Origin of the sequence: Streptomyces sp. R44 (assembly GCF_041053105.1) — a bacterium.
Classification (GTDB): Bacteria; Actinomycetota; Actinomycetes; order Streptomycetales; family Streptomycetaceae; genus Streptomyces.
This window is the reverse complement of record NZ_CP163444.1, coordinates 7,440,246-7,454,506: the sequence shown is the minus strand read 5'-3', so window position 1 is coordinate 7,454,506 and position 14,261 is coordinate 7,440,246. Positions and strand designations below refer to the sequence as shown.

The window sequence follows — 14,261 nt, the reverse complement described above, 5'->3', positions numbered from 1 at the left end:
GGTCAGCCGATTCCGGGGATGAGGGAGATGAGGAGGTCGATGATCTTGATGCCGATGAACGGGGCGATGAGGCCGCCGAGTCCGTAGATGCCGAGGTTGCGGCGGAGCATCGAGTCGGCGCTGGAGGGCCGGTAGCGCACGCCCTTGAGAGCGAGCGGGACCAGGGCCACGATGATCAGCGCGTTGAAGATGACGGCGGAGAGGATCGCGGACTCCGGCGAGGCCAGGCCCATGATGTTGAGCTTGTCGAGCGACGGGTAGGCGACGGCGAACATCGCCGGGATGATCGCGAAGTACTTCGCCACGTCGTTGGCGATCGAGAAGGTCGTCAACGCACCTCGGGTGATGAGGAGTTGCTTGCCGATCTCGACGATCTCGATGAGCTTGGTCGGGTTGGAGTCGAGGTCGACCATGTTGCCGGCCTCCTTCGCGGCCGACGTGCCCGTGTTCATCGCGACACCGACGTCGGCCTGCGCGAGCGCGGGCGCGTCGTTCGTGCCGTCGCCGGTCATCGCGACCAGCTTCCCGCCGGCCTGCTCGCGCTTGATGAGGGCCATCTTGTCCTCGGGCGTGGCCTCGGCGAGGAAGTCGTCGACACCCGCCTCCTCGGCGATCGCCTTCGCGGTCAGCGGGTTGTCACCCGTGATCATGACCGTCTTGATGCCCATGCGGCGCAGCTCGTCGAACCGCTCCCGCATGCCCTCCTTCACCACGTCCTTCAGGTGGATGACACCGAGGACGCGCGCGCCCTTGTCGTCCTTGACCGCGACGAGCAGCGGCGTGCCGCCGGCCTCGGAGATCCGGTTGGCCAGGGCGTCGGCGTCTTCGGCGACCTCACCGCCCTGCTCGCGGACCCAGTTGACGACCGAACCGGCCGCACCCTTGCGGGTCTGCTTGCCGTCCACGTCCACGCCCGACATGCGGGTCTGGGCGGTGAACTCGATCCAGGTGGCGTGCGCCAGTTCGCCCTGGTGGCGTTCCCGAAGGCCGTACTTCTCCTTCGCGAGGACCACGACCGAGCGCCCTTCCGGGGTCTCGTCGGCGAGCGAGGAAAGCTGGGCGGCGTCCGCCAGCTCGGCCTCGGTGGTGCCGTTGACCGGGACGAACTCGGAGGCCTGGCGGTTGCCGAGCGTGATGGTGCCCGTCTTGTCCAGGAGCAGGGTGCTCACGTCGCCGGCGGCCTCGACCGCGCGGCCGGACATGGCGAGGACGTTGCGCTGGACCAGCCGGTCCATGCCGGCGATGCCGATCGCCGACAGCAGCGCACCGATGGTGGTCGGGATCAGACAGACCAGCAGGGCCGTCAGCACGATCATCGAGGTCTGCTTGTCGGCGCCCGCGTAGATCGCGAACGGCTTCAGCGTGACCACGGCGAGCAGGAAGACGATGGTGAGGGACGCGAGGAGGATGTTGAGCGCGATCTCGTTCGGCGTCTTCTGCCGGGCCGCGCCCTCGACCAGGTTGATCATCCGGTCGATGAACGTCTCGCCCGGCTTCGTCGTGATCTTGATGACCACCCGGTCGGACAGCACCTTCGTACCGCCGGTGACCGCGCACCGGTCGCCGCCGGACTCGCGGATCACGGGGGCGGACTCGCCGGTGATCGCCGACTCGTCGACGGACGCGACGCCGTCGACGACGTCACCGTCGCCGGGGATGATGTCGCCGGCCTCGCAGACCACCAGGTCGCCGATCTTCAGCTCGGTGCCGGGGACGCGCTCCTCGTTCGTGCCGGTGATCCGGCGGGCGACGGTGTCCGTCTTGGCCTTGCGCAGGGTGTCGGCCTGGGCCTTGCCCCGGCCCTCGGCGACCGCCTCCGCCAGGTTGGCGAAGATCGTGGTCAGCCACAGCCAGGCGGTGATCGCCCAGCCGAACCAGTCCCCCGGGTTCTTGAACGCCAGCAAAGTCGTGACGACCGAGCCGACGAGCACCACGAACATGACCGGCGACTTGACCATCACCCGCGGGTCGAGCTTCTTGACCGCGTCCGGGAAGGACTTGACCAGCTGCTTCGGGTCGAACAGACCACCGCCGACCCGACCGGGGGCGTGGTGCCCCCCGGACAGGTCGCCGTGGGGCGCCTTGGGGGCAGTCGTCGTGGTGGACATGTCGTCCTCGTGCTTCTTCACGTCGTTGGTCATGCCGCGAGCCCTTCGGCGAGCGGTCCCAGGGCGAGGGCCGGGAAGTAGGTGAGACCGGTGATGATCATGATGGTGCCGACCAGGAGGCCGGTGAACAGCGGCTTCTCGGTCCGCAGGGTGCCCGCCGTCTCCGGCACCGGTGTCTGCTCGGCCAGCGAACCCGCGAGCGCGAGCACGAACACCATCGGCAGGAACCGGCCCAGGAGCATCGCGATACCGATCGTGGTGTTGAACCACTGCGTGTCCGCGTTCAGGCCGGCGAACGCCGAGCCGTTGTTGTTCGCGCCGGAGGTGAAGGCGTACAGGATCTCGGAGAAGCCGTGCGCGCCGGAGTTGGTCATCGAGTGCGAGGGGGTGTCCAGGACGAACGAGGCCGCCGTGAAGCACAGGACCAGGGCAGGGGTGATGAGGATGTAGAGCGCGGCGAACTTGATCTCCCGCGTGCCGATCTTCTTGCCCAGGTACTCCGGGGTACGGCCGACCATCAGACCGGCGATGAACACCGCGATGATCGCCATGATCAGCATGCCGTAGAGGCCTGAGCCGACACCGCCGGGCGCGATCTCGCCGAGCTGCATGCCCAGCATCGTGATCCCGCCGCCGAAGCCCGTGTACGAGGAGTGGAAGGAGTTCACCGCACCCGTCGACGTCAGCGTCGTCGCCACCGCGAAGATGGACGAGCCGCCGATCCCGAACCGGGTCTCCTTGCCCTCCATCGCCCCGCCGGCGATGTCGAAGGCCGGGCCGTGGTGGGAGAACTCGGTCCACATCATCAGGGCGGTGAAGCCCAGCCAGATGGTGGCCATCGTGGCGAGGATCGCGTACCCCTGCTTGATCGAACCGACCATGCGGCCGAAGGTGCGGGTGAGCGCGAACGGGATGACGAGGATCAGGTAGATCTCGAAGAGGTTGGAGAGGCCGTTGGGGTTCTCGAAGGGGTGGGCCGAGTTGGCGTTGAAGTAACCGCCGCCGTTCGTGCCCAGCTCCTTGATGACCTCCTGCGAGGCCACCGCCCCACCGTTCCACTGCTGCGTACCGCCCGTGAACTGGCCGACCTCGTGGATCCCGGAGAAGTTCTGGATCGCACCGCACGCGACCAGCACCAGGGAGCCGATCACGGAGATCGGCAAGAGGATGCGGACGGTACCCCGGACCAGGTCGGCCCAGAAGTTGCCCAGCTCACCCGTACGGGAGCGGGCGAAGCCGCGTACCAGGGCGACCGCGACCGCGATGCCCACGGCCGCCGAGACGAAGTTCTGCACCGCAAGGCCGCCGGTCTGTACGACGTGGCCCATGGCCTGCTCGCCGTAGTACGACTGCCAGTTGGTGTTCGCCACGAAGGACGCGGCCGTGTTGAACGCCTGGTCCGGGTCGATCGACACGAAGCCGAGCGAGCCGGGCAGGGAGCCCTGCACCCGCTGCAGCAGGTAGAGGAAGAGGACGCTCACGGCGGAGAAGGCGAGCACCCCGCGCAGGTAGGCGGGCCAGCGCATCTCGACGTTCGGGTTGGCGCCGATCGCCTTGTAGATCCACTTCTCGGGCCTGTAGTGCTTCTCCGAGGAGTAGACCTTCGCCATGTAGTCGCCAAGGGGTCGGTACGACAGGCCCAGAGCGACGATCAGCGCCAGAAGCTGGAGGACTCCAGCAAGAACAGGACTCATATCCGTACTCAGAACCTCTCCGGCTTGACGAGGGCGAGGACGAGATAGACCAGCAGGGCGGCGGCCACGATCAGACCGACGATGTTCTCGGCAGTCACAGCTTGGCCACCCCCTTGGCGATGAAGGCCACCAGCGCGAAGACCGCGATCGTGGTGACGACGAAGGCCACGTCGGCCATCGTGAGCTCCCGGATGCAGGAAGAAGGAAGAACGGATTCTCGGACCAGATGAGGAAATCGCGTTTCGGCCACGGATCGGCCCTCGTTAACGTCCCTCTTACGCCCCGCAGCACGGTCTTGACGCGTCCCCTACGGCTCCCTGGCTCCCGACGTGGAACCAGGTCACTCCCCCGCCCCTTCGCGTCGGCGCTCCGGGTGCGGCTGGACCCCGGACATGAGGACGTCCAAGCCCTGCCGGCTGGTCGCCAGGACGACGCGGTCACCCGCACGCAGCACCCGGCCGTGCACCGGACGCCAGTCGAAGCCGGTAGGTCGCTCGTAACGAAACCCCGCCAGGGTGTCCCCGGCCGCCACCGGATGCACGGGCCCCGTCCCCACGGCGAGGACCCGCCACTCGTTCACCCGAAAGGCATCGTGGACCGAGCGCCCCTCCAGCTCCGGGTGACCGGCCACGTCGACGACCGTGAAGAGCAGCGAGCCTCGCTCGACCGGCATCACGCCCAGGACGTGTCGCCCCATCATCGCGGCGGCGAAGGCTGGCGCAGCAAGGGCGGAGACGCTGCGGCTACGGGTGAGCGCGCCGGGGTACGAGGCACGCATGGTCGCTGACGCGGTGGCCGCGAAATCGTCGTCGTACAGGCGCATGACCACCCGGATCGCCGGGTTGATCTCCCGCGCCGCCATCGCGATGTCCAGGTTCTCCCCGTCACCGTGCGTGACGACCAGGAGGGACTTGCTGTGCCGGATCCTGGCCTGTTCGAGGACCCCGGGCGCGGTTGCGTCCTCAAGGAGCACGGGAACGCCCAGCTCACGGGCATAGTCGACGCCGCGCGCCGCCGGGTCGCGCTCGATGACGACGACCTTGTGGTCTGTGGTGCGCAGGCGGGCCAGGACGCGGGTGCCGATCTTCCCCAGGCCGACGAGGACGATGTGGTCGCCCATCTCCGGGGCGGGCGGCTGGTTCGCCGAGCCGGTGCGGAAGGCTTCGGTGGCGTTCATGGTCGCGGCGACCACCAGCGGCAGGATGGCGAGCCCGACGAAGCCGGCGATGAGCTGGAGAATCCGCCGTGCGGGGGACTCGTCGTCACCGGTGGCGGGATCACCCATGGTGAAGATGTCCAGGAGCGGCAGATAGACGGCTCGCCACAGCGGGCCGTCCTCCGCCAGCCAGGTGGCGACGGAGAGGACGACGACGATCGCGGCGAGCACGCCGAAGACGGCGAGGACCTCCCTTGCGAGGAACACCTTCCACGGGAGGTGCGTGAACCGTGCACGCAGCCAGGTGCCGCCGCCGCTCCCGTCGTCCGGGACACGCGGCGCGTGGTGGTGGGTGACCTCTTCGAGCATGAGGCGGCCGTGGGTGAACTGACGACGGTCCGCGGTCCTGGTGTCGGGCAGCAGCTGGGTGCCCCCGAGGCCGGTGGTCTCGGCGCTGTCCTCGCTCGCCGGGTCGTCCTCGTGCGCCCCGGACAGGATGGCGAGGGTGGCAAGGTCGGCGGTGTGCGGTGAGGTGCCCGCCGCGCGCACCACACCGCGGAACACCTTCCCCTCGACCTGGAGGGTGTGACCCTCGCCGACTGCGGCCGCGGCCACCAGCTCGGGAACGGCCGTGTCACTGTCGGAGAGGACGGTCGTCGAGGCGTCCGACTCCCCCTGCACACCCGCCGCCCGGTCCAGGAGCCGTTCCAGATGGCGCCCCCGCTCACGGTGATACATGCGGATGACCAGGCGTATGGACGGGTTGAGGCCACGGGCGAGCAGGGCGGCCGTCATGTTCACCTGGTCGTCGGCGTAGGTGAGGGCGAGCGCGGCGGCGCGCTCGACGCCGGCGGCTCGGAGCGTCCGCTCGTCGGGGGCGGGGGCCACGATCAGTTCGATCGGGGAGCGCGGATCGCGGTGCAGCGCGGCGATGTCGGCGCCGTGCTGGTCACGCCGTGAGGGGAGGACTACGGTGACCGCCTCGCCGCAGACGGCGTCGAGTTCGACGGCGAGGCGGTGAGCAAGACTGTCGTCCCCACAGATCACCATGTGCTGAGAGCGCTGCCCAAGTGGCATACGGAGATGGAGCGTTGACGTCACATCCGGCAACCCTGCCGAACGAAGCCCGCCGCGTCCTCCTTCGTACGAGAGTTCGGCGTCAAGGTCGCGTCAGGATCGCAGGGAAGCCTCCTTCACCGCCTTCTCACACCGCGCACGGCAGCGAGACGACCATGGTCAGGCCGCCGCCCGGGGTGTCCTCCGGGGTCAGCGTGCCGGACATCGCCTCGGTGAGGCCGCGGGCCAAGGCCAGGCCGAGGCCGACACCTGTGGTGTTGTCGGTGTCGCCCAGTCGTTGGAACGGCTCGAAGACCCGCTCCCGGTCGCTGGGCGGGAGTCCGGGGCCGCGGTCGACGACCCTGAGTTCCACCCGGCCGGCGAGTGCGCTCACGGTGAGGAGGACGGGGTGGGCGGGTGGGGCGTAACGGCTGGCGTTTCCGACCAGGTTGGCGATCACCCGTTCGAGCAGGGGTGGATCGGCGAAGACCGGCGGAGCGTGCTCGAAACCATGCAGAAGGGGTCGGGTCGCGCCGGAAGGCAGGGTGTCGAGGGCAGCGGGCAAGACCTCTTCCAGCGCTGTGGGGCGGAGCGAGAGCTTCAGGGCGCCCGCCTGGAGGCGGCTCATGTCGAGGAGGTTGTCGATGAGCCGGGCCAGTCGAGCCATGGACTCGTCGGCGGCGGCGAGCAGTTCGTCTCGCTCGTCCGGGGTGAACTCGACGTCGGTGCTGCGCAGGGAGGCGACAGCCGCCCAGCCGGCGGCGAGGGGGGTGCGCAGATCGTGGCTGACGGCGGCGAGCAGGGCTGTACGCATCCGGTTGGCGGCCCGTACGGGCTCCACCTCCGCCGCAGCCTCGGCGAGCCGGGCGTGTTCGGCTGCCGCGGTGACGTGGGCGGCGAAGGCGGCCAGGACACGGCGATCCGATGAGGGCAGGGTCCGGCCGCGCAGGACGAGGAAGTGGCCGTCGCCTACCGCGACTTGGCTGACCGCTGGGTCTCCCGCGTGCGCGGCGGTGGCCTGTTCGGCGGGCACTAGTTCGGCAGATTCGGCGCCGAAGATCTCCCTCGTACGGGCGAGGAGGTCAGGCACCGTGTGGTCGCCCCGTACCACCGACCCGGCGAGTGAGGAGAGGGTCTCGGCCTCGGCGGTGGCCCGGGCCGCACGTCTGGACAGGCGTAGGGAACGGTCGACGGCTCCGGCGATGACGGCGGCGACCAGGACGAACACCGCGAGGGCGAGCATGTTGTCCGCGTCGGCGAAGGTGAAGGCACCCACGGGCGGTATGAACGAGTAGTTGAGCAGGAGCGACGCGGTGACGGCGGCGACGAGCGCCGAGACGACCCCGCCGATGCAGGCCACGCCGACCACGGTGGCGAGGAAGAGCAGTGCCTCGCTGGTCAGGTTGAACACTCCCCTGGTGTGGTCGAGGACCAGGGTGAGCAGGACCGGCAGGACGAGCCCTGCGAGCGGCCCGGCGATCCGGCGCGAGACCGGCAGTGTGGGGCGGCGTGAGGGGAGCAGTCGGCCGTGTCCCGCCCGTTCGTGGGTGACCGCGTGGACGTCGATGTCACCAGAGAGTGCGACGGTCGTCTCCCCGATGCCCCGGCCGGTCAGGAAGCGTTCGAGGCGACCCCGACGGCTGGTGCCGAGGACCAGTTGGGTGGCGTTCTCGGCGCGGGCGAACTCGACCAGGGCCGTGGGCACGTCGTCCCCGACGACCGTGTGATAGGTCCCGCCGAGGCTCTCGACGAGCCGCCTCTGACGGCCGAGGGCCGCGGACGAGGTACCGGCCGCCAGGCCGTCGCTGCGGACGACGTGCACGGCGAGGAGCCGGCCCTGGGCGGTCCGGGCGGCGATGCGGCTCGCTCGCCGGATCAGGGTGTCGCCCTCGGGCCCGCCGGTGAGGGCCACGACGATCCGCTCGCGTATCTCCCACACGCGGCCGATGCCACGTTCGGAGCGGTACGTGTGCAGCGCCTCGTCGACCCGGTCGGCCACCCACAGGAGGGCCAGTTCCCGCAGCGCGATGAGGTTGCCCGTACGGAAGTAGCTGGCGAGGGCGGCGTCGACGTCCTCGGGCGGGTGGATGTTGCCGTGGGCCATCCGGCGCCGCAGCTCCTGCGGGTCCATGTCCACGAGCTCGATCTGATCGGCGCGGCGGACGACCGCGTCGGGCACGGTCTCGTCCTGCGGCACCCCGGTGATCTTCTCGACGACGTCGCTGAGCGACTCCAGGTGCTGGACGTTGACCGTGGTCGCGACGTCGATGCCGGCGGCGAGCAGCTCCTCGACGTCCTGCCAGCGGTGGGCGTTGCGGTGGCCCGGCGGGTTGGTGTGGGCGAGGTCGTCGACGAGGATCAGGGCGGGGCCGCGTCGCAGGGCTCGGTCGAGGTCGAGCTCGGGGCGGACGCGGCCGGCGCGGACGGCGCCGGGGGTTCGGGCCGGCTCCAGGTGCTCCAGACCGGCGAGCATCGCCTCGGTGTGCGGGCGGCGCCGGCAGTCGGCGATGCCGACGACCACGTCGGCGCCGCGCGCGGTTCTGCGCCGGCCCTCGTCCAGCATGCGGTAGGTCTTGCCGACCCCGGTGGCGGCACCGACGAAGACCTTGAGCCTCCCCGGACGAACCTCCGGGTCGACGGGCCTCGACGGTGCGGGCAGGTTCAGAACTTCTCCGGGCGGATCAGTGCGGCCACGAGATAGCCCACGATGCTGAGGGCGACGATCAGGCCGACCACGTTCTCCACGCTCATGAGCGCGTCACTCCCTGGTGAGTCCCTACGGGTGTCTCTTGTGAGGAAACCCGGTGCGCGGCGCGCGTACGAGCACTTTGACGGGTCCCTTGCGGGGTGCCGTCGCATGCTGACGGCGTCTTGGCGGATCTCTAGCGCGGAGCCGCTCGCTCGGCGGAGTCGGTCAGCGGAACTCGGCGAGACGCGGACGCAGGCCCAGAGCGGCCAGGGCCGCGGCCGCGAGCAGGCCTCCGACCGCCCAGGGCAGGCGTCCGGTGAGCGCGTCCCTGCCGTCGTCGGCCGCCGCGTCGAAGGCACGGCTGTTCACGGCCGTGACCTCGTCGAGGGCCTTCATCCACGCGCCGAAGTGGGCGTTGGACTTCCCCGGCTCCCAGCTGATGCAGAAGGCGACGGCCTCCCGTTCCTTGCCGGCGGCGACCAGGGAGCGGACCGTGCGGTCGTCCCGCTGGTACACCGTGTACGCCTCGACGGTCCGCTCGGCTGCTGCCCGTTCCCCCGGGAAGGTGATGTTGTCCAGCTCGCGCCGGAACTCACCAGTGAACCGTTTGTCCTCGTGGTTCACCTGGTACGCCTCCCAGGTCTCGGCCAGCCGTGACTCGTACGAGGGAAGGTCGGCGCCCGTCGTCCCGTACAGGCTCTGCGACTTGGCGAGGAAGTCCGCCTCGTGGGCGGTGCGGTGGTCGCGGTCGAGGAGGTAGCGACTCTCGTCGGCGTTGGCGTCGTAGGCGATGGCCCGGGCACGGGAGAGCGCGACGACCGAGTCGAAGGCGTCGTGGCGGGCGATCCTCAGGTCCTCGGAGGTGATGGTGAGCGCCTGGGTGCCGAGGAGGACGGCGAGGAGGGCGCAGGCGGTGGCGGCGAGCAGGCCAGGGCTGAGGATGCGGTGGAAGCGGCGGGCGAGGTGCCACTGGAGCACGACGAGGACGGCGAGCAGGATGACGCCCAGGCCCACGAGCAGGGCCGCCTGTGTGCCGAGGTCGGAGCGTTCGGTGGCGTAGGCGTCCTCGAACTGGCGGTTGGTGCCGTCGACGAGGCTGCGGGCCTCGGGCAGGAGCCGCTGAGTGAGGAGGTCGTTGGCCGTGCGGTAGTTCTCGACGGCCTCCGCTTTGCCGCCGGTGCGGGTGTCGTTCTCCAGGGCGCGTCCGATGAACTCCTGGTACCGGGCGAAGTCGGCGGTGACGCGTTCGACGGTCTGCTCGGCCCCGGCATCGCCCTCCGCCGCGACGCCGAGGGTCCGCAGATCGCGGCTGACGGCCTCGCGCGCCTCGTCGTACAGCTCGATGGCCTTGTCGTACGGGACGGTCATCCGGCCCTTGCCCGCGTCGCCGTTCGCCAGGAGGGAGTTGACGGCCTGGGCGTCCATGTCGTTGAGGGCGAGGTTGAGACCGGCGGCGCTCACAGTGCGCGGCGCGTGGTGGCCGGTGACGGCGCCCCAGGTGTCGGAGGCGGCGACCCCGGCCGTGATCACGAGCGCGATCCAGGCTGTCGCGAGCAGCAGGATGGCCGTACGCAGCAGGCGCAGCCGGGCGGGGAGCGTGTCCCAGGCGCGGCGCCGCCACGCGTGCGGGCGTCGGGTCACGCGCCGGACGATGTCGCCCGCGGATGGCCCGCCCGGTCCGCGACCCCCTCGTGGTCGCGGACCGGGGCGGCCCACCCCTCGTACAGCCGCCCTGGGTGTGGTGGTGACGCTCCGGGCCGTCGTTTCCGGACCGTGCGCGCTACCGGCAGTGGTAACCACGCTTCCCTCCCACCCTCACACCTCGGACGGTTGTCCGATCCCCCGTGGTGAGGAGTCTGGGGTTCGTTTCGGCCACGGTCCGACGGCGTTGACGCGGCCCTGACGCTGCTGCCTTCCGAATTGACGGGCCCTTGACGGCCGGGGCCAACGTCCGTCAGGGGGCCGTCAATTCGGGCGTTCCGATGATGCTCGCGCCTCGCAGGGTGGCCTAGTTTTCTTCTCGGTCGCTCACCGGGCCGCGGACGTCAGTGGCCTGATCGTCCCCGGACCGCGGGGGCACGGCACCCCCTCCCATCCGGCTGCCGTGCCCCCGCACCACGAGCGTCGCTGTCCGTCCGCAGCCGTCCTGTGGGCGCCGGGGATCCCCCCCTGCCGGGAACCCCTGTGCACCCACGGGACGCGGACGAGGACGGCCCTGCCGTGCTCTCCCGGCCGGCGCCGATCGGGCGGGGCCGGGCTCATCCAGAAGGTCTCCCGCGATGCAATCCCGCGCGCCCCACCGGGCGCCCTCCACTCCCCCGACGCCGTCCGCCCCGCAGGCGCCGCCCCGCTTCCCGGCCCCCGCGCCGAAGCGACGGCGCTCCGAACGGAGTGAGCTGCTCGACCCCGTACAGCTCGTGAAGTGCTTCCCGGAAGCGGTGCGCAAGCTGCATCCACGGGCCCTGGTGCGCAATCCGGTGCTGTTCGTCGTCGGGGTCGGTTCGGTGCTCACGACCCTGTCGGCGGTGTTCGACCCATCCGTGTTCACCTGGGTGATCAGCGTCTGGCTGTGGCTGACGGTGATCTTCGCCAACCTCGCCGAGGCCGTCGCGGAGGGCCGCGGCAAGGCGCAGGCCGAGTCCCTGCGCAAGGCGCGTACGGACACGGTGGCGCTGCGGCTGAGGCACTGGCGCTACGGCATGGACCTCGACCGGGCCGAGACGGAGGCCGTCGCCGCGACCGACCTCCGGCTGTTCGACTTCGTGCTCGTCGAGGCGGGCGAGCTGATCCCGGCCGACGGCGACGTCGTCGACGGGGTCGCGGCGGTCGACGAGTCCGCCGTCACCGGCGAATCCGCCCCGGTCGTCCGCGAGTCGGGCGGCGACCGGACCGGAGTGACGGGCGGGACGACGGTGCTGTCGGACCGGATCGTCGTACGGGTCACGTCCCGCCCGGGCCATTCCTTCATGGACCGGATGATCGCCTTGGTCGAGGGCGCCTCCCGGCAGAAGACACCGAGCGAGATCGCGCTGAACATCCTGCTCGCGGCGCTCACCGTCGTCTTCGTCCTGGTCGTCGTCGCGATCCAGCCCATGGCCACCTATGCCGGAGCCGCCCCCTCCACCACCGTCCTCGTCGCCCTGCTCGTGACACTGATCCCGACGACCATCGGTGCGCTGCTCTCGGCGATCGGCATCGCCGGCATGGACCGGCTCGTCCAGCGCAACGTCCTCGCCATGTCGGGACGCGCGGTCGAGGCCGCGGGCGACATCACCACGCTCCTCCTCGACAAGACCGGCACCATCACCCTCGGCAACCGTGAAGCCGCCGACTTCATCCCGCTGCCGGGGATCGAGGAGGCCCAGCTCGCGAACGCCGCGCAGCTGGCCTCGCTCGCCGACGAGACACCCGAGGGCCGGTCGGTGGTGGTGCTCGCGAAGGAGCGGTACGGACTGCGGGCCCCGGCCGAAGGCGAGTTGGCGAACGCCCGGTTCGTCGAGTTCAGCGCACAGACCCGGATGAGCGGCATCGACCTGCGCTGGGACAACGGGGCCGTCTGCCACATCCGCAAGGGCGCGACGGCGCAGGTCATCGCGTGGGTCGAGATGTACGGGGGTACGGTGCCGGGCGAGGCGCGCGCCTGGAGCGACCAGATCTCGGCGGCCGGCGGCACCCCGCTCCTGGTCGCCGTCAACGACTGGGACGGCCCCCGCGTCCTCGGCATCGTCCACCTCAAGGACGTCGTCAAGGACGGCATCAAGGAGCGGTTCGCGGAGCTGCGCCGCATGGGCATCCGTACGGTGATGATCACCGGCGACAACCCGCTCACCGCCAGGGCGATCGCGCATGAGGCCGGGGTCGACGACTTCCTCGCCGAAGCCACGCCCGAGGACAAGCTCGCCCTCATCAGGAAGGAGCAGGAGGGCGGGAAGCTGGTCGCGATGACCGGTGACGGCACGAACGACGCCCCTGCCCTGGCGCAGGCCGACGTCGGTGTCGCGATGAACACGGGCACGTCGGCCGCGAAGGAGGCCGGCAACATGGTCGACCTCGACTCCAACCCGACCAAGCTCATCGAGATCGTCGAGATCGGCAAGCAACTCCTCATCACACGGGGCGCGTTGACGACCTTCTCGATCACGAACGACGTGGCGAAGTACTTCGCGATCATCCCGGCGATGTTCACGGGCGCGTACCCGGGGCTGGAAGCGCTGAACATCATGGGGCTGCACAGCCCGACCTCGGCCATCACCTCGGCCATCATCTTCAACGCCCTGATCATCGTGGCGCTCATCCCGCTGGCGTTGCGCGGGGTCCGCTACCGGCCGGCCTCCGCGCACGACCTACTGAGGCGCAATCTGCTGGTGTACGGCCTCGGTGGACTCGTGCTGCCCTTCCTCGGCATCAAGGTCATCGACCTGCTCGTGTCCACCGTTCCCGGCCTGGGGTGAGCCTTCGTCAGGAGGACGTAAGGGAAATACCGTTCTTCTTGCACGGGGACTGCGGCAGGGGTTCGATGGACGTCATGAACAGCGCGTGGCCCCTGCTCGACCGGCCGCCTCATCAGGCGTCGCCGTGTCGCACGCCCCGCTGTCCGGAGCCGTCCGCCTCGCGCTGACGACCGCTCCGCAGTCCTCGGGGCGCCGTGACCATACCGGTCCGGCGCCCCCTTTCTCGTACCACCACCTCACCTACCCCTGGACGAACCATGTCTTCTTCCCTGCCCGGACGCACCGTTCTCGTCACCGGATCCACCTCCGGCATCGGCTACCAGACCGCGCGGCTGCTCGCCGAGCGCGGCGCCACGGTGCTCGTCCACGGCCGCACCGCCGAGGAGGCCCACGCCGCCACCGACCGGCTCGTGACCCTCGCCGACGTCGACGGGTCCCGGCTCTGCCCGCTCGGCGCGGACTTCACCCGCCTGGAGGAGGTCGAGCACCTCGCGGCCCGGGTCCTGGCCGAGCACCCGCGCCTCGACATCCTCGTCAACAACGCGGGCCTGGCCGCGCCCGAGCGCCACACCGTCACGGTCGACGGCAACGAGATCGCGTTCCAGGTCAACTTCCTCGCCCACTACCTGCTCACGCACCTTCTGGAGCCGGCGCTCACCGGCGGCGCGGGCGGGCGGGTCGTGAACGTCTCCTCCTCCCTGCACCGCACGGGCTCCATCCAGTGGAACGACCCCAACCGGGTGCGCCGCTACTCGCGCCTCGCCGCCTACGCACAGTCCCAGCTGGCCCTGACCGTCTTCGCCGCGGACCCACGCGTCACCGCCGTCTCCGTCCACCCCGGCATCTGCACCACCAGCCTCCTCCCCCTCTACGCCCACGAGGGCGTGTCACCGGCCGAGGGCGCGGCCCATGTCGTACGGCTCTGCGACCCGGCCGTCGAGATCGTCAACGGCGCCTACTACGACCGCGACCAGCGCGTCGCCCCCGCGCCCGCCGCCTCCGAGGCCCGCACCGTCAAGCGCCTCGCCAAGCTCGCCGACCTCCTCGTCGGCCAGAACGCCTGAGAGGGATCCGGGACATGTCCAAGCGCGCCCGCAAGAAGAAGGA

The 14,261-nt window shown here is 70.3% G+C and carries 10 protein-coding genes; 2 read left to right on the top strand and 8 right to left on the bottom strand.

What is annotated here, in order from left to right; all coding sequences use genetic code 11:
- Window positions 1-2 precede the first annotated feature (2 nt).
- From kdpB (AB5J54_RS34655) to AB5J54_RS34620, 8 genes are all read right to left on the bottom strand, one after another.
- Entirely contained in the window at window positions 3-2,141 is a 2,139-nt protein-coding gene (kdpB, locus tag AB5J54_RS34655) for a potassium-transporting ATPase subunit KdpB (protein WP_369147882.1), read from the bottom strand.
- Window positions 2,138-3,802, bottom strand: a complete 1,665-nt coding sequence (gene kdpA, locus AB5J54_RS34650) for a potassium-transporting ATPase subunit KdpA (RefSeq protein WP_369147881.1) — start codon at window positions 3,800-3,802, stop codon at window positions 2,138-2,140. Before kdpA ends, kdpB (AB5J54_RS34655) begins: the two co-directional genes overlap by 4 nt.
- A gap of 8 nt (window positions 3,803-3,810) precedes the next feature.
- On the bottom strand, window positions 3,811-3,900 hold the full coding sequence (kdpF, locus tag AB5J54_RS34645; RefSeq protein WP_369147880.1) for a K(+)-transporting ATPase subunit F: 90 nt from the start codon (window positions 3,898-3,900) through the stop codon (window positions 3,811-3,813).
- On the bottom strand, window positions 3,897-4,052 hold the full coding sequence (locus AB5J54_RS34640) for a hypothetical protein (protein WP_369144311.1): 156 nt from the start codon (window positions 4,050-4,052) through the stop codon (window positions 3,897-3,899). Before AB5J54_RS34640 ends, kdpF (AB5J54_RS34645) begins: the two co-directional genes overlap by 4 nt.
- A gap of 90 nt (window positions 4,053-4,142) precedes the next feature.
- Entirely contained in the window at window positions 4,143-6,008 is a 1,866-nt protein-coding gene (locus AB5J54_RS34635) for an NAD-binding protein (RefSeq protein WP_369147879.1), read from the bottom strand.
- Between the two features lie 154 nt (window positions 6,009-6,162).
- Entirely contained in the window at window positions 6,163-8,673 is a 2,511-nt protein-coding gene (locus tag AB5J54_RS34630) for an ATP-binding protein (RefSeq protein WP_369149554.1), read from the bottom strand.
- Between the two features lie 2 nt (window positions 8,674-8,675).
- Complete coding sequence (gene kdpF, locus AB5J54_RS34625) at window positions 8,676-8,765, bottom strand: K(+)-transporting ATPase subunit F (protein WP_369147878.1); 90 nt, start codon at window positions 8,763-8,765, stop codon at window positions 8,676-8,678.
- Between the two features lie 163 nt (window positions 8,766-8,928).
- A complete protein-coding gene (locus AB5J54_RS34620; RefSeq protein WP_369147877.1) occupies window positions 8,929-10,344 on the bottom strand; it encodes a hypothetical protein in 1,416 nt (471 codons plus the stop codon).
- A 638-nt stretch (window positions 10,345-10,982) separates the two neighbouring features.
- Between AB5J54_RS34620 and kdpB (AB5J54_RS34615) the strand changes: the two genes are divergently transcribed.
- Together kdpB (AB5J54_RS34615) and AB5J54_RS34610 are read left to right on the top strand one after the other, a co-directional pair.
- Complete coding sequence (gene kdpB / locus AB5J54_RS34615; protein WP_369147875.1) at window positions 10,983-13,154, top strand: potassium-transporting ATPase subunit KdpB; 2,172 nt, start codon at window positions 10,983-10,985, stop codon at window positions 13,152-13,154.
- A 257-nt stretch (window positions 13,155-13,411) separates the two neighbouring features.
- On the top strand, window positions 13,412-14,218 hold the full coding sequence (locus tag AB5J54_RS34610) for an SDR family NAD(P)-dependent oxidoreductase (RefSeq protein WP_369147874.1): 807 nt from the start codon (window positions 13,412-13,414) through the stop codon (window positions 14,216-14,218).
- Window positions 14,219-14,261 lie beyond the last annotated feature (43 nt).

What these genes read in the sequence shown, in the direction of transcription:
- kdpA (WP_369147881.1), bottom strand. Translation starts at nt 3,802, where the DNA reads ATGAGTCCTGTTCTTGCTGGAGTCCTCCAGCTTCTGGCGCTGATCGTC.
- AB5J54_RS34635 (WP_369147879.1), bottom strand. Translation starts at nt 6,008, where the DNA reads ATGGTGATCTGTGGGGACGACAGTCTTGCTCACCGCCTCGCCGTCGAA.
- kdpB (WP_369147875.1), top strand. Translation starts at nt 10,983, where the DNA reads ATGCAATCCCGCGCGCCCCACCGGGCGCCCTCCACTCCCCCGACGCCG.
- kdpF (WP_369147878.1), bottom strand. Translation starts at nt 8,765, where the DNA reads ATGAGCGTGGAGAACGTGGTCGGCCTGATCGTCGCCCTCAGCATCGTG.
- kdpB (WP_369147882.1), bottom strand. Translation starts at nt 2,141, where the DNA reads ATGACCAACGACGTGAAGAAGCACGAGGACGACATGTCCACCACGACG.
- AB5J54_RS34610 (WP_369147874.1), top strand. Translation starts at nt 13,412, where the DNA reads ATGTCTTCTTCCCTGCCCGGACGCACCGTTCTCGTCACCGGATCCACC.